Raw genomic sequence first — 25,474 nt, forward strand, 5'->3', positions numbered from 1 at the left:
GATGATCAACGTGTCCGACCCACATGCTCCACGGTCCCTCATCGTCACGCTCTACGGCGCGTACGGCCGCTTCGCGCCGGGACCGGTGCCCGTCGCCGAGCTGATCCGGCTGCTCGCCGCGGTCGGCGTGGACGCCCCGTCCGTGCGTTCCTCGGTGTCCCGGCTCAAACGGCGCGGGCTGCTCCTCCCCGCGCGTACCGCACGGGGCGCGGCCGGTTACGAACTGTCCTCCGAGGCACGCCAGTTGCTGGAGGACGGTGACCGGCGCATCTACGCCACCACCCCGCCCGTGGACGAGGGCTGGGTACTCGCCGTGTTCTCCGTGCCGGAGTCCGAGCGGCAGAAGCGGCACGTCCTGCGCTCCCGGCTGTCCGGTCTCGGCTTCGGCACGGCGGCGCCGGGGGTGTGGATCGCCCCCGCACGGCTGTACGAGGAGACCCGGCACACCCTGGAACGTCTGCGCCTCGACAGGTACGTCGACCTCTTCCGCGGTGCGCACCTGGGTTTCGCGCCCACCGCGGACGCGGTCGCCCGCTGGTGGGATCTGGCCGCGGTCGCGAGGCGGCACGAGGAGTTCCTGGACCGGCACGCACCCGTGCTGCGCTCCTGGGAGGGGCGCGCGGACACCCCGCCCGAGGAGGCCTACCGCGACTACCTGCTCGCCCTGGACTCCTGGCGGCACCTCCCCTACGCCGACCCGGGCCTGCCCGCCACACTGCTCCCCGGGGACTGGCCCGGCACGCGCTCCGCGGCCGTCTTCCGGGCGCTGCACGACCGGCTCCGCGACGCGGGAGCGCTCTACGCGGCCCTGGAGGCGGCCGGCTGACCCACACGGCCGGCTGACCCCGCCCGCGCCCCGCGGTGTCAGTCGCTCAGCGTGAGCCGGGGCTTGGGGGCGTCACCGCGGCCGGTCGGCGGCCGGCGGCTGCCCGCCCGGTAGGGCGCCGGCCAGACGACGCCCGGCCCCTCATAGCCCTGTTCGGCCGCCGCGTGCAGGGTCCAGTGCGGGTCGTAGAGATGCGGACGGGCCAGCGCGCACAGGTCCGTACGTCCCGCGAGGAGCAGGGAGTTGACGTCGTCCCACGAGGAGATGGCGCCGACCGCGATCACCGGGATCCCGGCCTCGCCCCGCACCCGGTCGGCGAACGGGCTCTGGTACGAGCGTCCGAACTCCGGTTTCTCGTCGGCGACGACCTGCCCGGTCGACACATCGATCGCGTCCGCGCCGTGGGCGGCGAAGGCACGGGCGAAGGCGACCGCGTCCTCGGCCGTGGTGCCGCCCTCCGCCCAGTCGGTGGCGGAGATGCGGACGGTCATCGGCCGCTCCGCGGGCCACACCGCGCGCACCGCGTCGAACACCTCCAGCGGGAAGCGCAGCCGCTTCTCCCATGAGCCCCCGTAGGCGTCGGTGCGGTGGTTGGTGAGCGGGGAGAGGAAGCCGGAGAGCAAGTAGCCGTGCGCGCAGTGCAGTTCGAGGAGGTCGAAACCGGCCCGCGCGGCCCGCGCGGCGGCGGCGGTGAACTGTTCCCTGATGTCGGTGAGCTGGGCACGGGACAGCTCCCTGGGGACCTGGCTGCCCGGCCGGTACGGCAGCGGGGAGGCGGCGACGAGGGGCCAGTTGCCGTCGTCGAGCGGTTCGTCCATGCCCTCCCACATCGGCTTGGTCGAGCCCTTGCGCCCGCTGTGGCCGAGCTGCACACCGATCGCGGTGCCGGGTGCCTGCGCGTGCGCGAAGTCGGTGATCCGCCGCCACGCCTCGGTCTGCCGGCCGGTGTAGAGACCGGCACAGCCCGGGGTGATCCGGCCCTCCGGACTGACGCAGACCATCTCCGTCATCAGCAGCCCGGCGCCGCCCAGCGCGCGGGAGCCGAGGTGGACGAGATGGAAGTCGCCGGGGACGCCGTCGACCGCCGAGTACATGTCCATGGGCGAGACGACGACCCGGTTGCGCAGGGTGAGGCCGCGCAGCCGGAACGGGGTGAACATCGGGGGCGTGCCGGGAGGGCAGCCGAAGCCGCGTTCCACGGCCTCGGTGAAGCGGGGGTCGCGCAGCCGCAGGTTGTCATGGGTGACGCGGCGGCTGCGGGTGAGCAGGTCGAAGGCGAACTGGCGGGGCGGCCGGCCGAGATGGAGGGGCAGGTTCTCGAACCATTCCAGGCTGGCCCGTGCGGCACGCTGGGTGGAGGCCACGACGGGGCGTCGTTCCGTCTCGTACGCGGCCAGCGCGGTGTCGAGGGTCGGCTGCTCGCGCAGACAGGCGGCGAGCGCGAGCGCGTCCTCCACGGCGAGCTTGGTGCCGGAACCGATGGAGAAGTGCGCGGTGTGGGCGGCGTCGCCGAGGAGCACGATGTTGCCGTGCGACCAGCGCTCGTTGACGACCGTGCGGAAGGTGGTCCACGCCGAGTTGCCGGACTTCAGCGGGCGTCCGCCGAGGGCGTCGGCGAAGATCTTGGCGCACCGCCCGACGGACTCCGTCGTGCCCGTCTCGTCGAACCCGGCGGCGCGCCACACCTCTTCGCGCATTTCGACGATCACGGTGGAGGCGTCGGCGGAGAAGGGGTAGCCGTGCAGCTGCATCACACCGTGCTCGGTCTCGGCGATCTCGAAGCGGAAGGCGTCGAAGGCGAAGTCGGCGGCGAGCCAGATGTAGCGGCAGCGGTGCGTGGTGACGCGGGGGCGGAACACGTGCCGGAAGGTCTCGCGGGTGGTGCTGTGGACTCCGTCGGCGGCCACGACGAGGTCGTACGTCTCCGCCAGCCGGGCGGGGTCCGGGGCTTCGGTGCGGAAGCGGAGCTCCACGCCGAGCGCTCGGCAGCGGTCGTGCAGGATCGCGAGGAGGCGGTGCCTGCCCAGCGCGGCGAAGCCGTGTCCTCCGGAGGTGTGGCGGGTGTTCCGGTGGACGATGTCGATGTCGTCCCAGCGGACGAAGTGCTGTTGGAGGGCCGTGTGGACCTGGGGGTCGGCGTGTTCGATACCGCCGAGGGTCTCGTCCGAGAGGACCACGCCGAAGCCGAAGGTCTCGTCGGGGGCGTTGCGTTCCCAGAGGGTGATGTCGCGGGCGGGGTCGAGGCGTTTGAGCAACGCGGCGGTGTAGAGGCCGCCGGGGCCGCCGCCGATGATCGCTACGCGGAGGGGGTGGTTGTCGTCGTGGGGCGGCCGCGGGCCGGCCGTGGCTTGTCGCGCAGTTCCCCGCGCCCCTGAGGAAGCTGCCATCCCCTCCACCGAGAACATGCCCCCTGCCTCCCCAGGCACGGCGACAGCCGCATGGGGCGGCCGCGGGACGTCCGTGGCCTGTCGCGCAGTTCCCCGCGCCCCCAGGGGTGCTGCCATCCCCTCCGCCGAAAGCATGCGCCTTATCTCCCCTGCCACTTCGGGGGGCGTTTCTCGGTGAAGGCCGTGTGGAATTCCGTGTAGTCCTTGCCGGTCATCAGGAGGGCCTGGGTGGAGGCGTCCAGTTCCACCGCCGCCGCCAGGGGCATGTCCAGTTCGGCGGTGAGGAGTGCCTTGGTCTGGGCGTGGGCCAGGGCCGGGCCGTCGGCGAGGCGGCGGGCCAGGGACCGGGCGGCCTCGTCGGCGTGGCCCTCGTCCGTCAGCACGCTGATCAGGCCGATGCGCTCGGCCTCGGGGGCGCGGACCGAGTCGCCCAGCATGAGCAGCCGGGTGGCGTGGCCCAACCCGACCACCCGGGGCAGCAGATACGCCGCACCCATGTCACCGCCCGACAGGCCGACCCGGGTGAAGAGGAAGGCGAAGCGCGCACCGGCGTCGGCGACGCGGAAGTCGGCCGCCAGCGCGAGCACGGCGCCGGCACCCGCCGCCACTCCGTGCACCGCGGCGATCACCGGGAACGGGCACTCCCGTACCGCGCGCACCACCTGGCCGGTCATCCGGTTGAAGTCGAGCAGCTGGGCGGTGTCCATCGAGAGGGTCGCGCCGATGATCTCGTCGACATCGCCGCCGGAGCAGAAGCCGCGCCCCTCACCGGCCAGCACCAGGGCCCGTACCGCCCGCTCCCGGGACAGCTCGGCGAGCAGATCGCGCAGGTCGGCGTAGGCGCCGAAGGTGAGCGCGTTGAGCTTGTCGGGGCGGGCGAGGGTGACGGTGGCGACGCCGTCGGCGAGCTCGACGCGCAGATGCTCCCAGCGGTCGGTGCGGGCGGCGGAGCCGGTGAAGGGACTCATGAGGGCGGCCTCCTCGGGCGGGCGGGCACTGCGCTGCTCACCGAGTTCTGCCCCATGAAGTTATCATCGATTGGTGACCGTCGTCACGAGTGCGCGATAGTCTGTTCGGGGGGCGGCGGCCGGAGGGCCCCGGAGGCCGTCGCATCCGTCACGACTCGTCGACATACCGGTAACGGTGGGACCGGGCGTGCGCGGCGGGACACGCGCGTGGGTATGCCGCCGTTGCCGGGGCCCGACGCCCCGGACGGCGCCCCGGCAGGGCTCCGGCCCCGCCCCCGCGCAAGGCGGCACGGGGTGCGCCGTACCATTGGCGGTCGAACGCAGGAGCACCCGCTCCATGAACGGACCCGTTGTGCACGAATCCTCCCCCGCTTCCACCTCCTGGCGCGTCGCGCTGCCGCACTCCACCGCGGCCGTGCCCGTGGCCCGTGCGCTGGTCCGTACGGCACTGGCCGAGCGGAGGCACGTCGCCGACAGCGACACGGCGGAGCTGCTGACGGCGGAGCTGGTGGCCAACGCCGTGGAGCACACCTCGGGGAGCACTCCGATCGAGCTGGTGGTGCGGATGCTGCCGACCGGTTTCCAGGTCGAGGTGCACGACGCCGACCCGGCGCCGCCCGGTGACCTCACCCGTCCGGCACTCGCCCCGCCCGACCCCTGGCAGGAGCACGGGCGGGGGCTGCTGCTGATCCGCACCCTGAGCTCGTCCTGCGGTCACCGCCCCACCGAGTCCGGCAAGGCGGTGTGGTTCCGGCTGCCCGGCCAGCGGCGCCCGGTCTGAGCGGGGCGGGGCGGGACGGGGCGGGGGCGGGACGGGGCGGGACCTCAGGCGAGGGTCGCGACCAGGACCGCCTTGATGGTGTGCATACGGTTCTCCGCCTCGTCGAAGACCACCGAGTGCTCCGACTCGAACACCTCGTCGGTCACCTCCAGCGACTCGAGGCCGTGGCTCTCGTACACCTCGCGGCCCACGGCGGTGCCGAGGTCGTGGAAGGCGGGCAGGCAGTGCAGGAACCTGACGTCCGGGTTGCCGGTGGCGCGCAGCACGTCCATGGTCACCGCGTACGGCGCGAGGGCGGCGATCCGCTCGCCCCAGACCGCCTTGGGCTCACCCATGGAGACCCAGACGTCGGTGGCGACGAAGTCTGCGCCCACGACCCCCTCCGTGATCTCCTCGGTGAGCGTGACGCGTGCCCCGCTGGACACGGCGAGCTCGCGGGCCCGGTCGACGATCTCCTGGGCGGGCCAGTAGGACTTGGGGGCGACGATGCGCACGTCCATACCCAGCAGGGCCGCCGTGACGAGGTAGGAGTTGCCCATGTTGAAGCGGGCGTCGCCGAGGTAGGCGAAGGCGATCTCCGTGAGGGGCTTGGGGCTGTGCTCGGTCATCGTGAGCACGTCGGCCAGCATCTGGGTGGGGTGCCAGTCGTCGGTGAGGCCGTTGAAGACGGGGACACCGGCGTACCGCGCCAGCTCCTCCACCTTCGCCTGGCTGTCCCCCCGGTACTCGATGCCGTCGTACATCCGGCCCAGCACCCGGGCGGTGTCCTTCACCGACTCCTTGTGCCCCATCTGCGAGCCCGACGGGTCGAGGTAGGTGGTCGAGGCGCCCTGGTCGGCGGCCGCGACCTCGAACGCGCAGCGGGTCCGCGTCGAGGTCTTCTCGAAGATCAGCGCGATGTTCCTGCCCCGCAGATACCGGTGCTCGGTCCCGGCCCGCTTGGCGGCCTTCAGCTCGGCGGCCAGCTCCAGCAGACCGCGGAACTCCTCCGCGGTGAAGTCCTCCTCCTTGAGGAAGTGGCGGCCGGCGAGGGCGGTCGGGACAGTCGCCATGGGGTGCTCCAGGGATGCGGGGACACGAACCATTGGAACTATATACGAAGATTTGTATTTCTATACAGCGTCTCGCTGTACGGGACAGCTCATGCAGCGCGGCCCTCCCCTGCCACGGCCCAGCTCACTGCCCGGGATCTCGATCACCTCGATGCCCTGCTTGCGCAGATGCGTGTTGGTGGTGGAGTTGCGCTCGTAGGCGACGACCACGCCCGGTTCGACGGCCAGGACGTTGCAGCCGTCGTCCCACTGTTCGCGCTCGGCCGCGTGCACGTCCTGGGTGGCGGTCAGCACGCGGATCTCGCTGAGCCCGAGTGCGGCGGCGATCGCGCGGTGCATGTGCTCCGGCGGATGGTCGGTGACCTTCAGCTCCTTCTCGTCGGAGCCCGGTTCGATGGTGTACGAACGGAGCATGCCGAGGCCCGCGTACTGGGTGAAGGTGTCGCCGTCGACCATCGTCATCACCGTGTCGAGGTGCATCAGGGCACGTCTCTTCGGCATGTCGAGGGCCACGATCGTACGGGCCGAGCCGGCCGCGAACAGTTTGTGCGCGAGCATCTCCACGGCCTGCGGGGTGGTGCGCTCGCTCATCCCGATCAGCACCGCGCCGTTGCCGATGACCAGGACGTCGCCGCCCTCGATGGTGGACGGGTAGTCGGCCTGCCCCTCGGACCAGAGGTGGAAGCTCTCCCTGCGGAACAGCGGATGGTGCCGGTAGATCGCCTCGAAGTGCACGGTCTCGCGCTGCCGGGCCGGCCAGCGCATCGCGTTGATGGAGACACCGTCGTAGATCCAGGCGGAGGTGTCGCGGGTGAAGAGGTGGTTGGGCAGCGGGCCGAGCAGGAAGTCGTCGAGCTCCATGGCGTGGAACCGCACGGAGGTCGGCTCCGGGTGGGTGTCCAGGAACTCCCGCTTGGTCATCCCGCCGACCAGCGCCTCGGTCAGCTCCGGCGCGGGCAGTGTCTCGAACGCGGCGCGGAGGTGGTCGGTGGCCAGCGGGCCGTACTCCTTCTCGTCGAACACCCGGTCCAGGACGAGCGCGCGTGCCGCCGGGATCGCCAGCGTCTCGGAGAGCAGGTCGCCGAAGAGGTGGACGGTGACGCCGCGGTCGCGCAGGACGTCGGCGAACCCGTCGTGCTCGGCGCGCGCCCGGCGCACCCAGAGCACGTCGTCGAAGAGCAGGGCGTCCTTGTTGCTGGGGGTGAGCCTTTTGAGCTCGAGATCGGGCCGGTGCAGGATGACGCGGCGCAGCCGCCCGGCCTCGGAGTCGACGTGGTAGGTCATGCCTCCATCCTGACCACCCGGCCGCCCGTTCACCCCCGGTTCGGCGGATCCGCGGCGCCGGGACGCGCTGCGGGCCCCGGTCCGGAATTCCGGCCTCCGTCACCCGGCGGCCGGGGGCGGCAGCAGCAGCTCCGGCCGGGCCAGCGTCCGCCGGGCGGCCGGGCCCGGGTCCAGCGCGGCCCGGGCGACGATCCAGCCGGCGAGCAGACGCGGGTCCCCGGGCTCCCGCTCCAGCCCCTTGGCGTACCCGTCGAACGCGGCCGCCGGGTCACCCGCGGCAAGGTGCTCGTCCGGCGTACGGGGCTCGGCGGGCGGCTCGGCGAAGAGGTGGGTACGGACATCGGGCCAGGAGGCGCGGTCGTTCCGGAAACGGAGGTTGTCCGGCGCGCCGGGCCCGCCGTCGGCCCGGCCTCCGGGTGGCACGCGGTGCCTTTCCGGATCGGGGCCCGCGGCGCGTCCCGGCGGCGGGAGAAGGTTGCGCAGGCGCCACTCCGTGCGGTGCAGTGCGGCGGCGGTGCGGGCCCGGGTCCTGGCGGGCGCGGGGACGGGTTCGCGCAGCCAGCGGTCCAGGGTCCGGGCGAGGCCGGTGACCAGGGCGTGGCCGGCCTCGGTGAGCCGGCCGCTGGTGAGGAGGGTGCGGACGACGAGGCGGCTCTGCGTCCGGCGCAGCGCGAAGTGGTAGGCGGCCGTCTCGGCGTGCGCGGGGTCGGCGAGCCGGTCCCGCCAGAAGCCCGCGACGCCGGTGAAGGCGTAGGCGCCGTGCAGCAGCCCGGTGAGGTGGCGCGGGTCCGGGCGCCACGGCGCGTAGTAGAGCTCGGCGCGGTCGTCGTCGAGGAGCCGGAAGAGGTGGATCAGGGCGGCGAGTTTGCTGTGCTGGAACTCGTGGACCAGTGTTTCGGCGAGGGCGAGCGGCGAGGAGGGGCGGGCGATGATCATCGCGCCGTAGGCGTCGCCGCTGGACGCGGACACCCGTATGTCCGGTGGGGGCGGGGGCAGCAGGGTGGTGCGGGCCCAGGGCACGACGGACCGGATCAGGGCGGGGTCGAGCCGTCCGGGTCCCGCTCCGTCCGCACGCGCGAGGATCGCCGCGGCCTCCTCGAACAGCCGCTGCCAGGCCACCGCCTCGTCGTGGTCCAGCCGGGCGGGCGGGATCGGGCCGTCCAGGTCGCGGTAGGGGTCCAGGTCCTCCAGGGGGATGGCGACGGGGCCGTCGGGGGTGGCGTGGATGAGGGTCCGCAGCGGGTGCCAGCCGGGGGCCTCGGGGTCGGTGGGAGTGCTCCCCCGGGGCTGGGCGAGCGTGCGCAGCGGCAGCCGGGCGACGCCGCCGGGACCCGAGCGGTCCACCGGCACGGGGGTGGGGCGGCAGGTCAGTGACGTGGGCCGGCCCGCCCGGTCGGGCCCGCTCAGCGTCATGACCCCGGCACGGACGCCGGCTCTGCCCGCGCTCGGACCGGGCGCCCCGTCCGGCAGCCGGGCCAGTCCCAGGCCCGGCAGGTGCAGGGCGCCGTCGTCCAGCGCGACGCGCAGGGACGTTTCCGTACCGGCGTACAGCGAGGCGGCCACCGCGAGGGCGTTCAGCCGGGCCGCCTCCGCCCACAGGAGCGGTCCGGTCGACGTGCCGTGCAGCCGGCGCAGCAGGTGCGCGATCCAGGCGCCGGTCGTCGGGGCGAGCAGCAACCGCTCGACCGGCTCCGGCGCCCGCTCGGCCGCTTCTTTGAACACCTGCCAGGCGCCGGCGGCCCCGGTCAGCGGAGTGGGCAGATCCCAGACGCGCTTCAGCAGGGTGCGCAGGAGCAGTAACCGGCGCGCCCGTTCACCCTGTTCGAGAAAGGCGACGGCCTGCGCGGATCCGCCACCGGAAGCCAGTTCCACGAAGAAATGTTCGGGCATGCGGAACGGGGTGGTGCGCGGCTCGCCGGTCATGGGGCGGGACCTCCGGTCACGGATGCGGTCAGGACGGCCGACGGCCCGTCGGGGCCTGGGCCGGGCCCCCGCCGCCGCCGAGGCGCGGGACGGTCACTCGGCTCGGGCGGGTCCCTCACTTCCGCCTCGGATACCACCGCGTGCGCGCAGCACCTCTTCGAGCACACGGACGGACGGGGGCAGCGGCGCGAGCTCGTCCAGCGCGGTCAGGGGTACGCCCGCGAGGTCGGTCAGATCCGACTCCCAGACATCGGTCCCCGCACCGGTGGCCGGCCGACGGTCGGCGGTGTGGCGCAGAGCGGGCGGCTGATCCAAGATGCTCCCCCTTCTCGCACGGTGGCACGCGATGCCCCGTCCCCACGTTCCTTTTCCATCATGGCCATTCCTACCCGGGTCGAAAACCGTACGATCACGCCACCCGATCTTTTGGGCTGTCTCGTCCGCCATGTCGTGGTCGCCGACTCGTGCGATCCGGGCCGCGGTTCCGTGCGCCCCCCGTGCGGGGCATACCGGACGGGACCGGTGGGGTGGCCTGCGCCATCTGTCCGGGCCGGTGGCGGGCGCATCCGCGCGGAGAAGCCCACGACACCCCGCATTCCCCGGCCGGTGACCGGGGTACGGCAGAGTACGGCTCGATTCCCTGAGGACCCCGAGACGTGTTCGTACGGCCGGAAACAGTTCTTCCGGATCGCGCCTCGGCCGCGCGCGCCCCGCGAGCTTCAAGAAGAGCGGCCCGCGCCTCTCTGCTTCGGCCGGTGACGACGACCGCTGTCATGTGCCTCCCGTGACACGGGTGACGCGCGGCCAGGACAGCGCTCGTCCGCTCAAAATGTCCTTACTCTGGGAGAGTTGAGGGTCGAGCACATGTGCGGCGACCCGCCCTCGGCCGCTCCGTCGGCCCCGAAGTCCGGACCGGAGGGGGACCCTGTGAACCCTGACGCGGCGGTGACGCATTTCCTGCTCGCCTCGGCTCTCGTCCTCACTGCCGGCCATGCGGCCGGCTGGCTGGCCCGGCGGCTGAAGCAGCCGTACATCGTCGGCCAGCTGGCCGCGGGCATAGCGCTCGGGCCCTCCCTGCTGGGCAGTGTGGCGCCGGACGCCTACACGCTGCTGTTCCCGGAACAGATCGGCACGGCGCTGCGAGGGCTGGCCCAGTTCGCCCTGGTCGTGTTCCTGTTCGCGGTGGGGTACGAGCTGGACCTGAAGATCCTCGGCACCCGTGCGCGCACGGTGGTGGGTGTCGCGCTGACGGCCTTCCTCGTCCCGATGGCCGTGGGCAGCGGATGCGCGCTGCTGTTCAGGGAGCAGTTGCGCGCGCTGGACGTACCGCACCTCTCCCCCGGCACCGTGGTGTTCGCGGGGGTCGCCCTGTCGATAACCGCCGTACCGGTGCTGACGGCCATAGTGCGGGAGAACGGCCTGGCCAGCACGGTACCGGGGGTGGTGGCGGTGTCCGCCGCCGGACTGCTGGACGTGCTCGGCTGGACGGTACTGGCCGGCACCCTGCTGGAGAACGGCGACGGGCGGGAACTGCCGTGGCAGTGGCGGGCGCTGCTCGCGGCCGGCTTCCTCACGCTGACCCTGGTGGCGGCCCGGCCCCTGCTGCGCCGGCTGCTGTGGCGGACCCGGATGGAGCCACTGCTCCGGCTCTCCCTGCTGATCGGCTTCGCCTTCGCGGCGGCGTCCGTGACGCAGTATCTGGGGCTGCACGCGATCTGCGGCGCCCTGCTCGCCGGAATCGTCTGCCCGCGGGAGGAGGACGGCACGCTCGACCCGGATCTGCTGCGGCCGCTGCACGACATCAGTTCCCTGCTGCTGCCGTTCTTCTTCGTAGTCTCCGGCCAGGCCGTCTCCCTCGACAGCCTGAACGGCACGGGCTGGGCCGCGTTCGCCGTGGTGACGGCGCTGGCCCTGGTCACCAAGATCGGCAGCGGCACGGCCGCGGCCCGACTGGGCGGGCTGGACCGGGACGACGCGCGGATCGTGGGGGTGCTGCTGAGCGCCCGCGGCCTGACGGAACTGATCGCCCTCGACGCGGGCCTGAGGGCAGGCCTGCTGAGCGGACCCCTGTACACCGTCCTCGTGCTGATGGCCCTGGCCACCACACTCCTCACCCAGCCGCTGCTGCTCCTGGTGGGCCGCGGAGCTGGACTCACGCCCCTGCGGACGACTGTCCGCGCCCCGCACGAGTCCGATGGTCCACCGCTGCCGGCGCCCTCGGAGAGTACGACGACGGCTCCGGGCCTCTGACACAGCGCCGGCTCCGCTCCCGGACGCCCGGACGTGGATGGCGCGTCCCGTCACCGTTCGGTGAGGGGAGCGTTTCCTCCCGGCGTGGCACCGGGGCGAGGGCCTGGCGCCCCGGTACCCCTGTCCTGGCAGCGGGCCCGCTCCCGAACATCCGGGAGCGGGGCGCGTCGCCGTGCGTCAGAGGGGCATCGGGGCCATGTCGCATTCGATGCGGGAGCGCTGGAGGGCGGCAGCGAGCCACTGGTGGTCCGGGCGGACCACCCGGGTGAAACCCTCCACGGCCCTGCGCTGCAGTTGCTCCGCCTCGGCACCACGGCCCAGCCCTCTGTTGTCCAGGGCCAGGTTCGCGGTCACCGCCAACGTGAGGGGGTGGTCCTCGCCCGCGACCTCCGTCAGCAGCGGCAGGTTCGCCGAGTCGATCGCGTGGGCGCTGTCGAAGTCGAGCTGCCCGTACGCCGTGTTGGCCCGGCCGATCGCCACGGTCAAGGTGATGACGTGACGTTCTCCCAGCCCGTGGATCAGTCGGCGCTCCACGTCCTCCTCCAGCCCATGGGCCGCTTCGTGGTCCCCCAACGCCCGCCAGGTCGCGGCGAGATTCGCCCTCGTCAGCAGCGTGTACGCGTGGTCGCCGCCGAGGCGCTGCTCGAACCTCCGTACGGTCGACTCCGCCAGCTGACGGGAGCTGTCCAGGTCACCGGCCAGACGCAAGTCCACGGAGAGGTTGGCCGCCGTCGTAATGGAGTCGAAGTGGTCCGCGCCGTACCGCGCGGTGAAGCGGCGCAGCGTCTCCTCGGACAGCTTGGCCGCCTCCGCCAGCGCACCGTCACGGCGCCGGCACACCGCGAGGTTGCGGGCGATGCGCAGGGTGAGGGGGTGCTCCTCGCCGAAGGCCGCCTTGGCCCGGCGGTGGACGTCCTCCTGGAAATCGCGCGCACCCTTGTAGTCGCCGCTCTCGCGCTTGTCGATGGCGAGAGCGTTGAGGGAGTTGAGGGTGAAGAAACTGGTGGTGCCGAACAGCTGTTCACGCTGCCGGGCGTTCTCCTCGTCCAGCGGCAGCGCCTCGCGGAAACTGCCGCACAGCCGCAGGTCGACGCCCCAGGAATGGGTGGCCCGCAGTGTCATCGGGTCGTCGGGGCCGAACAGCGACCGGGCCAGTTCGGTGGCCTCCTCCGTCAGCTTCCGCGCCTCGTCGAAACGTCCCTGGTAGCCGCGCGCGTCGGCCAGCTCGCACAGCGAGTCGATCATCTCCTCGGCGTCGGCGTCGATCCGGCGCGACACCTCCAGCGCCTTCTCGGTGAGCGGGATCGACTCGGGCACCTGACCGATCTGACGGAGCAGGAAGCCCAGGCTCTTCATCATCCGGATGACATGGAAGTCCTCCTCGCCGGACGCCGCGATCCAGGCACTCCACGCCTGCCGCGCGAAGTCCGCCGCGCCCTCGTGGTCGCCCCAGGTGTAGAGGAACCAGATGGTGTCGAAGACCAGCTCGCGCACATAGGTGTCGGTGCTGGTCACAGCCTGGGAGGTCAGCACGTGCGGCAGCAGCGCCTGGTAGGCACGCCACTCCAGCGACGAACCGTACGGTCCGGGCTTGGCGGCCGACAGCAGTTGATGAGCGGCGCTCCGCATCCGCTCGCGCTCCTGCGAACTCAGCTTGGCCAGGAGCACGGTTTGCAGCAGGCGGTGCATCTGGAGCGTGTCGGACCGCGGATCCACCTTGATCAGGGAGAACTGGCTCAGGTCCCGGATCGCGCGGTTCAGCTTGATCGACTCCCGCAGGAGCGGGTCGACCTCGGGCGTCACGTTCACCCCCCGGCTGCCGCGCAGCATGGACCGCGGGATGGGCTCCGGGGCCATGCTGGCGCAGATGTCGAGGAGCTGGCGGGCGCCCGGGTTGTTCTCCTGGATGCGTCCCAGCGAGATGTCCCAGGCGGCGGCCACGGAGACCGGATAGTCGGGCGCCGGGTCGAGTTCGAGGATCTCGGGGCTGCGCTGGGCCAGAAGATCGAGGTACTCGTCGACGAGCATGCCGGTGACGGCGCGCCAGGAGCCGGCCTGCTCCACCGCGAGCGGCAGATCACCGAGGGCCTCGGCGAGCCGGTCGGCGTCCTCCACCGTGAGATCGGGGGAGCGCCGCTGGAGCAGTTCGATGGACTCCTCCCGGTCGAACACGTTCACCGGGAGCGGGGTGGCGACCCGTTCCCACGCCCGGTTCCGGGAGGTGACGACGACCTTGCCGGGCCCATTGGTCGGGAAGTACTGGCGCACCGCCTCGACGTCCTCGGCGTTGTCGAAGACGAGCAGCCAGTTGTCGTACGGCACGCCCGAGCGCAGCGCCTCGAGCACCGCGGGCACGGCGGTGTTGGCGGCGGGCGCGCCCATGGCCTCCTGTCCTGCCGGGGCGACGCCCAGCTGGGCGGCCAGCTGGGTCAGGGCGGCCAGGATCAGGCTCTCCCGTTCGGCAGAGATCCAGCAGATGACCTTGTAGTCGTGCTGGTGGGTGTAGATGTACTCCAGCGCCAGCTGGGACTTGCCGACACCACCAAGACCGTGCAGCGCGTGCGGGAGCACGGCCGCCGTGTCCTGGGCACCCAGCTGGTCCTCCACGGCCCGCAGCAGCGCCTGCCGGCCGACGAACGAAGTGTTCCGAAGGGGAACGTTCACCAGAAGGGCGGGCGGCGTTGCGGTCGTGGTGCTCTGCATGAGCGGCTCAGCCTCCGGGGCTTCTTCGTGTCGCGTGGTGTCGGTTACCGGGCTTGGCACGGGCTCTCCTGGATCGTCGGGACCGTTCGACGGTGGCAGGTTTCCCCCTCCGCCGGACGATCCCCCCTCAATGGCGCGGTTCACCTCGGAGGGCGTAACTCCGGACGAACCGGAATGCACCCCATCGGCGGTACCCGTTCCGGTGCCGCGGGAGAGACGGGGCTCGATCCGCCGGGCCCGTTCGGAGTACGGCCCCGACAGCGCCCTCATCACCGCCAGCTCGCTGCGCGCCCAGCCGCGCTCGGACGGGTCCGGCAGACTGGCGCCCAGGGGGTCGCGCAGGGCCGCGCGCAGGGCCAGGCCGCGCTCGCCCGCCGCGGGCAGCTCGCCCACCACGCTGACGGTACGGGCGAGTTGGCTGCGCGTGGTGGTGGCGAGCAGTTCCTCGCGGACCCCCTCGGCGAACTCGGGCCGGCCCTCGACGCCGTTCTCCCAGTCGATCAGCCCGCCCATCAGGATCTCCGCCAGATGGTCCGGCCGGGTCTCGGGCATGGTGCGGTGCCGGAGCTGCTCGAACAGGTCGAAGTCGAACGGCACGGCGGCGAGCTGGGAGGCGAGCTTGCGGGCGGCCGGGGTGGCGAGGGTGAAGAAGCGGCGGACGGCGGCCTTGGCGGCGCGCGGAAAGCGGGGGGCGCGCAGTCCCGGCGCGGGCGCGCCCTTGACGAGGGTGCCGGCCAGCACGATCGGCAGGGCACGGCGCACTCCCCGGTCCCCGGTCACCAGGCCGGCCCAGGCGGCGAGCGAACCGGGTTTGAGCGAGAGCACCGGCACGGGCACCGATCCGTCGCCGCCGTCCGGCAGCGGCCGCAGCGGGTCGGTGCCGCCGGGCGGGGGCCAGTGGGTGAGGGCGTCGTTGGCCGCGCCGAAGCCACCGGCCTCCAACACGGCCTCGTACGGGTAGAGCGTGGAGCGGCGGCGCATGTGGGGCGGCAGCAGGTGGACGAGGGCCGTGGGGCCGGCGTGGGCGAGCCGGCCTAGGAGGTCGTCGGCGGCGGGGGCGGCCCAGCCGTGGGCCAGTCCGTCGGTGACGACGAGGTAGACGCGGCCGCCGCCGCCGTCGAGGAGTTCGCCGGGATCGGAGGTGGCCGGTCCGGTGCCCAGGCGGAGTGTGGCGGGGCCGGTGCGCGGCACGTTCACCCGGACCGTGCGCACCGTGCGGAAGGCGCCGCTGTGTTCGGCGGCCCGGGCGAGGCGGGTGACCGAGTCCTTCCAGATCCGCAGGGTCGGGGCGTCGTCGACGACCAGCACCAGGTGGAAGGCGGCGGTGCGGGCCGGGCGCAGGAAGGGCATCCACATGCCGTCGACGACCCCCTGCTCGGCGGTGGTCTCCTCGTCCAGCTCCAGGGTGTCGCGGGAGGGGACCCGGCGGGCCAGCAGGTGCAGGGCGCGCGCGAACTGTGCGGTGACCCGGCCGGGACCGTACTGCGGCCGGTCGTCGGCGGGCAGCAGGGGCTGCCCGACGTCCACCGCGAAGGGGCCCTGGGGGTCGGGTAACAGATGGGCCGCCTGTGCACCTGCGGTGCGGCCCGCGCCGGCGGACCGGGGCGGGACGGCCTGGGCCGGACGGTCATCGGCGGGCGAGCCGGGGACCGGCGCGTGCGTGGCCGGGGCCTCGTCGGCCGCGGGCGTGTCCGGCCCTCCCTCCTCGTCCGTCACCGGTGTGGGCACGGGGGGCGGAGGTACGGACGGTGGCGCGGCGCCGGGCTCGACGGCCGGGGGCGGCGCTCCGCCGGCCGGGCCGCCGTGACGGTCCCAGTAGGCGGCCAGCCAGACCGCGTCGGCGATGTCCTGCCAGCGTGGCCCGGCCGGGTCCGGGGCGTCCGTGGTCGTCGCTCCACGCCCGTTCGCCCGGCCGGCGGACTCGGGGAACGCCAAAGGAGGCGACGATCCCGATACGGGGAATCCGTCGCCGAGCCCGGATGCGTGCTCCCTGGGATAGCCCTTCATTCAGCGGCCCTTCGCGAGGTCGCGCAGGAGCATTTCGACGAGCTTACGCCCGTCACCATCCGCCTGGAAACCACCCGCCGTAGTCATCTGGACAGCGTTGAGCAACTGATCGAGCGAGTGGGTGCCGCCCGCCTGGACCCGCTGGACGAACAGGTCCACCAGGTCTTCCGTGCCCTGGGGCCGGGCGCCGAGATGCCCTTCCACCATGGCCAGCAGCTGCTCTCGCGTGGGCGTACGCATCTCCAGTGGCAGACACCTCCGGCGAAAGGCGGCCGGAAACTCACGCTCTCCGTTGCTGGTGATCACCACGACCGGGAACTCCCGGCATTCGACGCGGCCGTCGCGCACATCCGCCCTGCTCCCCGGATCGCTGGTGTGGACGCGGGCCGTGTCCGCGGCGTCACGCACCAGTTCCGGGACGTCATAGCTTCCATTCTCCAGCACGTGCAGCAGGTCGTTGGGCAGGTCGATGTCGCTCTTGTCGAGCTCGTCGACGAGAAGCACCCGGGGTCGATCGTAGGGCAGCAGGGCCGTGCCGAGGGGACCCAGCGTGATGAAGTCTCCCAATGCCGGGGGAAGTTGACGCGTACTCGACTTGTCGGCAGCGTCGTCCCCCGGGGTCTTCGGCCCCTCGTCCCCGGCCACGTCCCCCAGTCCCGCACGCCAGGCGGCGATGGCCTGCGCCCTGCCCATCGCGTCATGGGCGTACAGGCCGTCCCGGAGGGTGGTACGGCTGACGATGTTCCATTCGAGCACCCGGCCGAGTCCGAGTTCCCGGGAGATCAGGTAGGCGAGGGTGGACTTGCCGACGCCGGGCGGTCCGGTGATCAGCAACGGCCGGCGCAGCAGCAGGGCGGCGTTGACGACGTGGATCTCCTCCTCGCCCAGCTGCGGCGCGATGTCACCGGGGCCGAGGCGGCGCAGGGCGGCCTGGGCGTCGGCGCCGGGCACCGGGCGGGACGGGGCGCCGCGGAACAGGCGCCAGGGCGGCGGCTCCGGCAGCGCGGGAGGTACGGCCGGCTCGCGGCCCGTGCCGTGGAACACCCGCCAGCCACCTGGGGCCGTCTGCTCCTGCGCGGTCATGCCGGTGCCTCCTCGCTGGCGAGATCGCCGGGATCGGTGGGCTGGACGTCGATGGGACGGGTGGGATCGTCCCAGAAGAAGCCAATATGTCTGCCGAGCAGCTCACCTGGCCCCTGGCCGTTGCTCTCGGCGTTTCTGCGCAGCAGGTGTACGGCCGTCGGGATCCGGGCCGGTGTCTGGGCGGCGGCGAACAACGCGGTCACCACCTCCCGTCGTTCCTCGGCGAAGACTCCCCTGCGGTCCCATATGGCGAGTCCTATCCCTTCCGCGATGGCGGCCTTGAGCGCCGCCAGGGCTCCGTTGCCGCTGGGGGCGTCCAGCACCACCGCCGTATGTCGTGATTCCCCGGCGAGCCCCGCCTGCCACGCCCCGGGCCGCTGAGCGTCCGGTTCACGCCATCCGTGCACGGTGACGCCCTGCTCCCCCAGGGTGCGCCAGCGCCGCCGCCACTGGTCGCGGATCACGGTGTCGTCCGAGTACATCCGTTCCAGACTGCGCAGGTGGACGCCGTACTTGAGGCTGAGCGGCAGCGGCTGGCCGTCCCCGATCCGGTGCGTCAGCCCGGCCACATCGTGGTTGAGCAGGTCGTACGGAAGCAGGAACTCGATGTACGGCGGTGGGGGCCGGCGTCCGCCGGTGTCCGGCTCGCGCGGTGCCGTCCAGAGCCGGGTGCCCTGGCGCAGCGCCCGTTCGACGGCGGTGCCGAGGTCGTCCAGGGTCGTGTAGGCGGGTTCACCCGGCTGGGGGTTCCAGTGTCCGGGCACGGTGTTGAGCCAGGGGCGTACGACGATGTCCCGGGTACCGTCGCGCGCCGGTTCGACGGCGATGACGAGGCAGCAGGGGATGTCCGGGTCGCTCGGTGCCACAGCGGCGGCCCGCCGGCGCTCCCGCAGCGCCTCGGTCAGGCCGGACCGCTGCGCCCAGTCGTGGGCCCAGCCGCTCAGGGCGTCCTGATGAGCGGGGGTGGCCGCCAGGCGGGCGGCGTGGTCGACGAGCAGCACGGCGGGCGGCAGCCCGTCCCGCTGCGCGGTCCAGCCCAGGATGTGCGACAAGAGCTGATCGGGCGTCAGCCCGGTCGGCAGGTCGAGGCCGTTGAGTTCCTCGACGAGCGCGTCGCGCAGCCGCGTGGCGGGTAACTCGCCCCGGGTGAGAACGGCACGGGCGCCGAGCTCGTCCTCACGGGAGATCACGGGGCCGGCCAGGAGGCCCGGACCGGCCGGGGCCCGCGACCGGCCGAGCAGCCGGTCGAGCATGCGGTCGATCTCGTCGCCCGCCAGGTCTCCCTCGAGGATCCGCACCACTTCGACCAGTACGCTCTCCCCGCCGGCCGTGTTCAGCGCCGCGCGCACGAGCAGGGCGACGTCCTCACGTAACTTGACCCCCCGCAGGTCGACCTGACCGCCCAGCAGATCGCCCAGCACCACGGCGAAGTGCAGTCGGCCCTGCGCGTCCTCCATACAGCCGAGCTCGCACAGGGCGTTGGTCAACCCCAGAAGTACCCGGCTGCCACGCGCACGCTCGGGATCACCGAGCCCTGAGTCCGTTGTCACCGACTTTCCCCCTGAGCCGGTTCGTCTGCCTGACCGGTCAGCGAAGTTAGCACGGCAACCAGCGGTTAACCAGGGACGAATGAGGTCACCACCCCGGCCCCCCGCCTGGATCACCCACACGAGTGATATCCCTGGCCGAAATCATGCGCACCCACGCCCCGGGCGGCCAGGCCGCGTCCCGTGTCGTGGTGCAGGGGATCAAGCGCCCCGCGCTCCGGTTCGGGGTCCCTGGCGATCTCCACGGTGGTGGCAGCCCGCGAGGCGTCGCGCTGAAGCGGGACGAACACCCGATCCGGCGGCTCCGCCGTCTCCGACCCACGGATTCCGGCTCCTTGATCCCCCGCACCACCAGGCGGGACGGCACCGGCGGCCGCGCCACACGAGTTGGGGCCCGACCCTCATCGGCCGACCGGCGCCCACGCCGTCCCGTGGGAACCGGAGCGTGCCGGGGAACCCACCACGTGCCCCATCCCGACCGGCCTCCCGCTGCAGCCGGCACAGCTCCGGCGCACCGCGACCGGACGCCGGCGCGAGGCACCGCGCCGCCCCTCCCGGTCCCCTGCGACAGCCGGACCGGTCGAGTGCGGGCCGACGGGCCCGCTGACCAGACGGGAGCGGGCCGCGCACGAGACGGAACGTCGCCCGATCGCCGCAGCCGTGCCCGCCGGGCCGGGGGATCCGCCGTCCGAGGACACCGGGCGCCCTGGCTCCTGCCCGGCCGGCCGAGCGCCTTCGCCCACCTGGCCACGGCGGACGACCGCCCGGATCCCCCCGTCCCCGCTCCGGACTCCGTTGCGGCGCGGCCGCCCGGCGAACGTCACCGTGGCCGGCCGGTGGCCCCCGCGTGGGAACGCGGGGGCCGGCGCGCGGGTCACAGACGTGGGTCGACCGGTTCCGACTCCAGGGCCAGGACGGCGAAGACCGGCTCGTGGACGCGCCACAGGGGTTCGCCCTCGGCGAGGCGGTCCAGGGCCTCCAGACCGAGCGCGTATTCGCGGACGGCGAGGGAGCGCTTGTGGTTGAGGAAGCGGCCGCGCAGCCGGGCCAGGTTCTCCGGGCGGGTGTACTCGGGGCCGTAGATGATCCGCAGATACTCGCGGCCCCGGCACTTGATGCCCGGCTGTACCAGGCGGCCCGAGGAGTCACGGACCACGGCGCCGACCGGTTTCACGACCATGCCCTCGCCGCCGCGTCCGGTCATCTCCAGCCACCAGTCGACGCCGGCCCGCACCGACTCGGGGTCGGCGGTGTCGACGTAGAGGCGGCGGGTGGTCTGCAGAAGGCCGGTCGGGTCGTGCTCGACCATGCGGTCGAGCAGGGCGAGCTGCTGGTCGTGGGGCAGGCCGGCAAGGCTCCGGCCCTGCACGGCGAGGATCTGGAACGGCGCCAGTCGCACACCGTCCAGGCCGTCGGTGGTCCAGCAGTAGCGGCGGTACGCGTCGGTGAACGCCGAGGCGGACCGGGCGCGTTCACGCTGGCGGTCCAGCAGCTCCCGCACCTCGACGCCCCGGGCCGCGGCGCCCTCCAGGGCGGCCAGCGCGCCCGGGAAGACCGCGCCGGAGGCGGCGCCGACCGCGGCGTACTGCGAACGCAGCAGACCGGACGCCTTCAGGGACCACGGCATCAGTTCGGCGTCCAGCAGGAGCCAGTCGCCCGCGCCGGAGGCGCTGTCGGATGCGGCGAGTTCGTCCCAGAGGCCGGCCTCGGTGACGGCGGTGCGCAGCCGGCCGAGGATCTCCTCCGTGACGGACGCGTCGTCGAAGAAGGGCCGACCGGTACGGGTGTACAGCGACCCGGTCTCGCCACCGGCTGCGCCGAAGTGCCGGGCCGCCGCGGCCGCGTCGCGGCAGACCAGGGCGACCGCGCGGGAGCCCATGTGCTTCTCCTCGCACACCACCCGGGCGACGCCGTCCCGCTCGTACTGCGCGAAGGCCTCCACCGGGTGCTCCAGGTAGCCGTCGAGGTGCGAGGTGGCGGTGGGTGCCATGGTCGGCGGGAGGTACGGCAGCAGGCGCGGGTCGATCGCGAAGCGGCTCATGACCTCCAGGGCCGCCGCCGCGTTCTCCTCCCGGACGGACACCCGGCCGGAGTACCGGGTCTCGACGACCCGCCGGCCGTGCACGTCGGCCAGGTCCAGCGGACGCCCCTCGTGACCGCCGGGGGCCTCGGTGCGCAGCGGGCGGGCCGGCTCGTACCAGACCCGCTCGGCCGGTACGTCGACGAGTTCACGCTCCGGCCAGCGCAGCGCGGTGAGCCTGCCGCCGAAGACCGCTCCGGTGTCCAGGCAGATGGTGTTGTTGAGCCAGGTCGCCTCGGGGACGGGGGTGTGACCGTAGACGACGGCCGCCCGGCCGCGGTAGTCCTCGGCCCACGGGTAGCGCACCGGCAGCCCGAACTCGTCGGTCTCGCCGGTGGTATCGCCGTACAGGGCGTGGCTGCGGACCCGGCCGGAGGTGCGGCCGTGGTACTGCTCCGGCAGCCCGGCGTGGCAGACGACCAGTCCGCCCCCGTCCAGGACGTAGTGGCTGACGAGTCCGTCGATGAACTGCCGTACCTCGGCGCGGAACTCGTCGCTCTCCCCGTCCATCTGGGCGATGGTCTCGGCGAGTCCGTGGGTGTGCTGGACGTTGCGGCCCCTGAGGTAGCGGCCGAACTTGTTCTCGTGGTTGCCGGGCACGCAGAGGGCGGTGCCCGCCTTCACCATGGTCATCACGCGGCGCAGTACCGCGGGGCTGTCCGGGCCGCGGTCGACGAGGTCGCCGACGAAGACGGCGGTACGGCCCTCGGGGTGGACGCCGTCGGTGTAGCCCAGCTTGCCGAGCAGCGACTCCAGTTCGGCGGAGCAGCCGTGGATGTCGCCGATGATGTCGAAGGGGCCGGTGAGGTGGGTGAGGTCGTTGTACCGCTTCTCGGTGACGACGACCGCGTGCTCCGTCTCCTCGACTCCGCGCAGCACATGCACCTTGCGGAAGCCCTCGCGCTCCAGGTGACGCAGCGAGCGGCGGAGTTCGCGGGTGTGGCGCTGGATGACCCGGCGCGGCATGTCCGCCCGGTCGGTGCGGGCGGCGTTGCGCTCGGCGCACACCTGCTCGGGCACGTCGAGCACGATGGCGATGGGCAGGACGTCGTGCTGCCTGGCCAGGTCGATCAGCCGGCGTCGGGCGTCCTGCTGGATGCTGGTGGCGTCGACGACGGTGCGGCGGCCGGCGGCGAGGCGCTTGCCTGCGATGTAGTGCAGCACGTCGAAGGCGTCGCGGGACGCGCTCTGGTCGTTCTCGTCGTCGGCGACCAGGCCGCGGCAGAAGTCGGAGGAGATGATCTCCGTGGGCTTGAAGTGGCGGCGCGCGAAGGTGGACTTGCCGGAGCCGGAGGCGCCGATCAGCACGACGAGGGAGAGGTCGGTGACGGGCAGGGCTCGGGCCGGCCCGGTGGTGCCGGTGGTGCGGGTGGTGTCGGTGGTGCTCATGCGGCCTTCGCCTCCTTCGGGGTTTCGGTGGTCGCCTTGAACACGGCCATCTGGGTGGGCGGTCCGACCTCGGGGTCGTCGGGCCCGACGGGCTCGAACTCCACGCCGTAGCCATGCCGTTCGGCCACCTTCGCCGCCCAGGCGCGGAACTCCCCGCGGGTCCACTCGAAGCGGTGGTCGCCGTGCCGGACATGGCCGGCCGGGAGGCTCTCCCAGCGCACGTTGTACTCGACGTTCGGGGTGGTCACCAGGACCGTGCGGGGGCGGGCGGCGCCGAACACCGCGTACTCCAGTGCGGGCAGCCTGGGCGGGTCGAGGTGCTCGATCACCTCGCTGAGCACGGCGGCGTCGTATCCCTTGAGCCTCTTGTCGGTGTAGGCGAGGGACCCCTGGAAGAGGTGCACGCGCGAGGACTGCCGCTCTCCCATACGGTCCAGCTTCAGCCGCCGGGAGGCGATGGTGAGCGCCCGCATGGACACGTCGACGCCGACGATCTCGGTGAACGACGGGTCCTTGAGCAGCTGCTGCACCAGCTGTCCCTGGCCGCAGCCGAGGTCCAGCACCCGGGCGGCGCCCGAGGCGCGGAGCGCGGCGAGAAGGGCCTCGCGCCGCTGTACGGCGAGCGGGGTCGGCTTCTTCTCCTGCTCGGCCTCCGCCTCCACAGCGTTGTCGATGTCCTCGACGTCGCTGTCGTCCGCCTCGGCCAGCCGGACCAGCTCAAGGCGTTCCATGGCCTGCCGGGTGAGTGACCAACGGCGGGAGAGATAGCGGCTGGTGATCAGTTTCTGCTCCGGGTGGCCGGGCAGCCAGCCCTCGCCGGCCCGCAGGAGTTTGTCGACCTCGTCGGAGGCGACCCAGTAGTGCTTGGCATCGTCGAGGACGGGGAGCAGGACGTAGAGGTGGCGCAGCGCCTCGGCGAGGGTGAGCGTGTCCGCGTCCAGGACCAGGCGCACGTAGCGGGAGTCGCCCCAGTGCGGGAACTCGCTGTCCAGCGGTACGGGCTCGGCGGTGACCGTCCAGCCGAGCGGCTCGAAGAGCCGGCGGACGAGTGCGGGGCCGCCGCGCGCGGGCAGCGCGGGTATCTCGACGCGCAGCGGGCGCGGCTGTCCCGGCAGGTGCGGGCGGGCACCGCACACGCCGCGCATCGCGCTGGAGAAGACGGCGCTCAGCGCGACGGCGAGCAGGGAGGAGGCCGCGTACGGGCGGTCGTTGACGTACTGCGCGAGGGCGGCGTCGGGCGCGCCGCCGCGCCCCTTGCCCTTGCCGCGCCGGACCAGTGCCACCGCGTCCACCTCCAGCAGCAGCGCCACCGTGCAGCGCTCGGCGTCGGCCTCGGGGTAGAGGACGTGGGCCGTGCCGTAGGACGTGGAGAACGTCTGCGCCTTGTCGGGATGCTTGTGGAGCAGGAAACCGAGGTCGGTCGCCGGGCACTCGGCGGAGCCGGTGGTACTGATCGTCAGGAACACGGTGGTGACACCTACCAAACACCTTCTGAACTGCGCTTACACACCGGGACTCCGGCATGTCCGGTCAACGTACAGGGAAGGGGCCGCGAGGTGGCACGGAATTTCGGGGGCACGGCGGGCGGGACCGCCCTTGCCGGGGGCGTTCCGGCCCGCCGGGTGCGTGCCCTACGTCAGCTGGGTCTGCACCTGGGAGGAGATCAGCTCCAGGTGGTCGAGGTCGGAGAGGTCGAGGAGCTGGAGGTAGACGCGACGGCAGCCGGTCTCGGCGTAGCGGCCGATCTTCTCGACGACCTCGGCCGGGGAGCCCGCCAGGCCGTTGGCCTTGAGTTCGTCGACCTCGCGGCCGATCGCGGCGGCACGGCGGGCGACCTCCCGGTCGTCCTTGCCGACGCAGACGACGAGGGCGTTGGAGTAGACGAGGTCGTCGGGGTCGCGGCCGGCCTTCCGGGCGGCGTCGCGGACCCGGCCGAACTGGCGGGCCGTGTCCTCGACGGAGGCGAAGGGCATGTTGAACTCGTCCGCGTACCGGGCCGCGAGGCGCGGGGTGCGGGTCGCGCCGTGGCCGCCGATGAGCACCGGCACCTTGGCCTGGGCGGGCTTGGGGAGCGCGGGCGAGTCGGTGAGGTCGTAGTAGGTGCCGTGGTGGTCGAAGGTGCTGCCGGGCTCGGTGGCCCACAGGCCGGTGACGATCTCCAGCTGCTCCTCGAGGCGGGCGAACTTCTCCTTCGGGAAGGGAATGCCGTACGCCTTGTGCTCCTCCTCGAACCAGCCCGCTCCCAGGCCGAGTTCGACGCGGCCGCCGGACATCTGGTCGACCTGGGCCACCTGGATGGCGAGCACGCCGGGGAGCCGGAAGGTGCCGGCGGTCATCAGCGTGCCGAGCCGGATGCGCCGGGTCTCGCGGGCGAGCCCGGCGAGGGTGATCCAGGCGTCGGTGGGGCCGGGCAGACCGTCGCCGGAGCCCATGCTGAGGTAGTGGTCGGAGCGGAAGAAGGCGTCGAAGCCGAGCTCCTCGGTGGCCTTGGCGACGGTGAGCAAGGTGTCGTAGGTGGCCCCCTGCTGGGGCTCGGTGAAGATGCGAAGATCCATGTCCCCATCCTGCCCGCTCGCGGACGGGGGCGGGCCCGCCCGGCACTCCGGCGTGCCCCGGGCCGGGTGATCGGTGCGACGGGGACGGGCGCGGGAGGCCCTGTGCGCTCATCCGGCCTCCCGCACCGGTAAGAGCTCGTCGCGGTCCGCCAGTCTGCGGAGCATCTCCAGGACGCGGTCGCGGGATTCGTCCGCCGCGTCGATGACCTCCATGCACTGCCAGTACGTCGCCTCGTCGTCCACGGAGCAGGCGATGCCGAGCAGGGCGATACCGACCTCGCCGAGGAGACCACCGAGGTACATCAGGCACGGGCGGGCCTCACCCAGTTCGGTGAGCTGGGCCGCGCGCAGTTCGCCCGGGCCGAACTCCGGTGTGCTCAGCACACCGCAGCCGCGGCCCGCCAGCTCGGTCAGCCCCAGGGCCTCTCCGCGCAGTTCGGGTGGGCCGACCACCGCCAGCCGACTGCCTATCGCCTGCGCCAAGGCCTGCGCCTGCCACACCTCGGTCAACAGCTCCGGCACGCCGCCGCTCGCGGCCAGTGCCCTTCTGCTCGTCACGATGAGCCGCACAGCGTCCATGCGCTGCCCCCGTCTGTCCGACGCGCTGCCCACGCGTCCGCATCCGTTGAACTCCCTTGT

At 72.8% G+C, this 25,474-nt stretch carries 16 protein-coding genes; 3 read left to right on the forward strand and 13 right to left on the reverse strand.

Annotated features, from left to right (window positions below; genetic code table 11):
• Position 1: 1 nt before the first annotated feature.
• Entirely contained in the window at positions 2–826 is an 825-nt protein-coding gene (locus ACIF9R_RS26880) for a PaaX family transcriptional regulator C-terminal domain-containing protein (RefSeq protein ID WP_399984937.1), read from the forward strand.
• 38 nt (positions 827–864) lie between these two features.
• Here ACIF9R_RS26880 and ACIF9R_RS26885 read toward each other — a convergent pair whose 3' ends face one another.
• On the reverse strand, positions 865–3,213 hold the full coding sequence (locus ACIF9R_RS26885; protein WP_399984938.1) for a bifunctional salicylyl-CoA 5-hydroxylase/oxidoreductase: 2,349 nt from the start codon (positions 3,211–3,213) through the stop codon (positions 865–867).
• Between the two features lie 140 nt (positions 3,214–3,353).
• The gene (locus ACIF9R_RS26890) at positions 3,354–4,181 is read right to left on the reverse strand and encodes an enoyl-CoA hydratase family protein (protein WP_399984939.1); all 828 of its coding nucleotides are present in this window, start codon (positions 4,179–4,181) and stop codon (positions 3,354–3,356) included.
• Positions 4,182–4,518: 337 nt separating this feature from the next.
• On the opposite strand from ACIF9R_RS26890, the gene ACIF9R_RS26895 reads away from it, so the two are divergent.
• On the forward strand, positions 4,519–4,962 hold the full coding sequence (locus tag ACIF9R_RS26895; RefSeq protein ID WP_399984940.1) for an ATP-binding protein: 444 nt from the start codon (positions 4,519–4,521) through the stop codon (positions 4,960–4,962).
• Between the two features lie 44 nt (positions 4,963–5,006).
• Here the strand turns inward: ACIF9R_RS26895 and argF are convergent, their stop codons facing one another.
• From argF to ACIF9R_RS26915, 4 genes are all read right to left on the reverse strand, one after another.
• Positions 5,007–6,014: an ornithine carbamoyltransferase gene (gene argF / locus ACIF9R_RS26900; protein WP_399984941.1), complete on the reverse strand. Its 1,008-nt coding sequence runs from the start codon at positions 6,012–6,014 to the stop codon at positions 5,007–5,009.
• A gap of 60 nt (positions 6,015–6,074) precedes the next feature.
• Positions 6,075–7,298, reverse strand: coding sequence for an arginine deiminase (locus tag ACIF9R_RS26905; RefSeq protein WP_399984942.1), 1,224 nt, complete (start codon positions 7,296–7,298; stop codon positions 6,075–6,077).
• A gap of 99 nt (positions 7,299–7,397) precedes the next feature.
• Complete coding sequence (locus ACIF9R_RS26910; protein WP_399984943.1) at positions 7,398–9,221, reverse strand: HEXXH motif domain-containing protein; 1,824 nt, start codon at positions 9,219–9,221, stop codon at positions 7,398–7,400.
• Positions 9,222–9,314: 93 nt separating this feature from the next.
• Positions 9,315–9,536 (reverse strand): hypothetical protein, encoded by a 222-nt coding sequence (locus ACIF9R_RS26915; protein WP_399984944.1) that lies wholly within the window; start codon positions 9,534–9,536, stop codon positions 9,315–9,317.
• Positions 9,537–10,148: 612 nt separating this feature from the next.
• Here ACIF9R_RS26915 and ACIF9R_RS26920 point away from each other — a divergent pair.
• Positions 10,149–11,471, forward strand: coding sequence for a cation:proton antiporter (locus ACIF9R_RS26920; RefSeq protein WP_399984945.1), 1,323 nt, complete (start codon positions 10,149–10,151; stop codon positions 11,469–11,471).
• Positions 11,472–11,648: 177 nt separating this feature from the next.
• Here ACIF9R_RS26920 and fxsT read toward each other — a convergent pair whose 3' ends face one another.
• The 7 genes from fxsT to ACIF9R_RS26955 all read right to left on the reverse strand — a co-directional run bounded on the left by fxsT (position 11,649) and on the right by ACIF9R_RS26955 (position 25,414).
• Positions 11,649–16,181, reverse strand: a complete 4,533-nt coding sequence (gene fxsT / locus ACIF9R_RS26925) for an FxSxx-COOH system tetratricopeptide repeat protein (protein ID WP_399984946.1) — start codon at positions 16,179–16,181, stop codon at positions 11,649–11,651.
• A complete protein-coding gene (locus tag ACIF9R_RS26930) occupies positions 16,182–17,264 on the reverse strand; it encodes an AAA family ATPase (protein WP_399984947.1) in 1,083 nt (360 codons plus the stop codon).
• Positions 17,261–18,814 carry a hypothetical protein gene (locus ACIF9R_RS26935; protein ID WP_399984948.1) on the reverse strand — a complete coding sequence of 518 codons (1,554 nt, stop codon included), beginning with the start codon at positions 18,812–18,814 and terminating at the stop codon, positions 17,261–17,263. Before ACIF9R_RS26935 ends, ACIF9R_RS26930 begins: the two co-directional genes overlap by 4 nt.
• Positions 18,815–19,685: 871 nt before the next feature.
• On the reverse strand, positions 19,686–22,280 hold the full coding sequence (locus tag ACIF9R_RS26940) for a polynucleotide kinase-phosphatase (RefSeq protein ID WP_399984949.1): 2,595 nt from the start codon (positions 22,278–22,280) through the stop codon (positions 19,686–19,688).
• Positions 22,277–23,746 carry a 3' terminal RNA ribose 2'-O-methyltransferase Hen1 gene (locus ACIF9R_RS26945; protein ID WP_399984950.1) on the reverse strand — a complete coding sequence of 490 codons (1,470 nt, stop codon included), beginning with the start codon at positions 23,744–23,746 and terminating at the stop codon, positions 22,277–22,279. Before ACIF9R_RS26945 ends, ACIF9R_RS26940 begins: the two co-directional genes overlap by 4 nt.
• 165 nt (positions 23,747–23,911) lie before the next feature.
• A complete protein-coding gene (locus ACIF9R_RS26950) occupies positions 23,912–24,835 on the reverse strand; it encodes an LLM class F420-dependent oxidoreductase (RefSeq protein ID WP_399984951.1) in 924 nt (307 codons plus the stop codon).
• A 108-nt stretch (positions 24,836–24,943) separates the two neighbouring features.
• Positions 24,944–25,414 carry a DUF6099 family protein gene (locus ACIF9R_RS26955; protein WP_399984952.1) on the reverse strand — a complete coding sequence of 157 codons (471 nt, stop codon included), beginning with the start codon at positions 25,412–25,414 and terminating at the stop codon, positions 24,944–24,946.
• Positions 25,415–25,474: the final 60 nt, after the last annotated feature.

The sequence above is a fragment of the Streptomyces sp. NPDC086080 genome, from assembly GCF_044540255.1.
Taxonomy (GTDB): Bacteria; Actinomycetota; Actinomycetes; order Streptomycetales; family Streptomycetaceae; genus Streptomyces.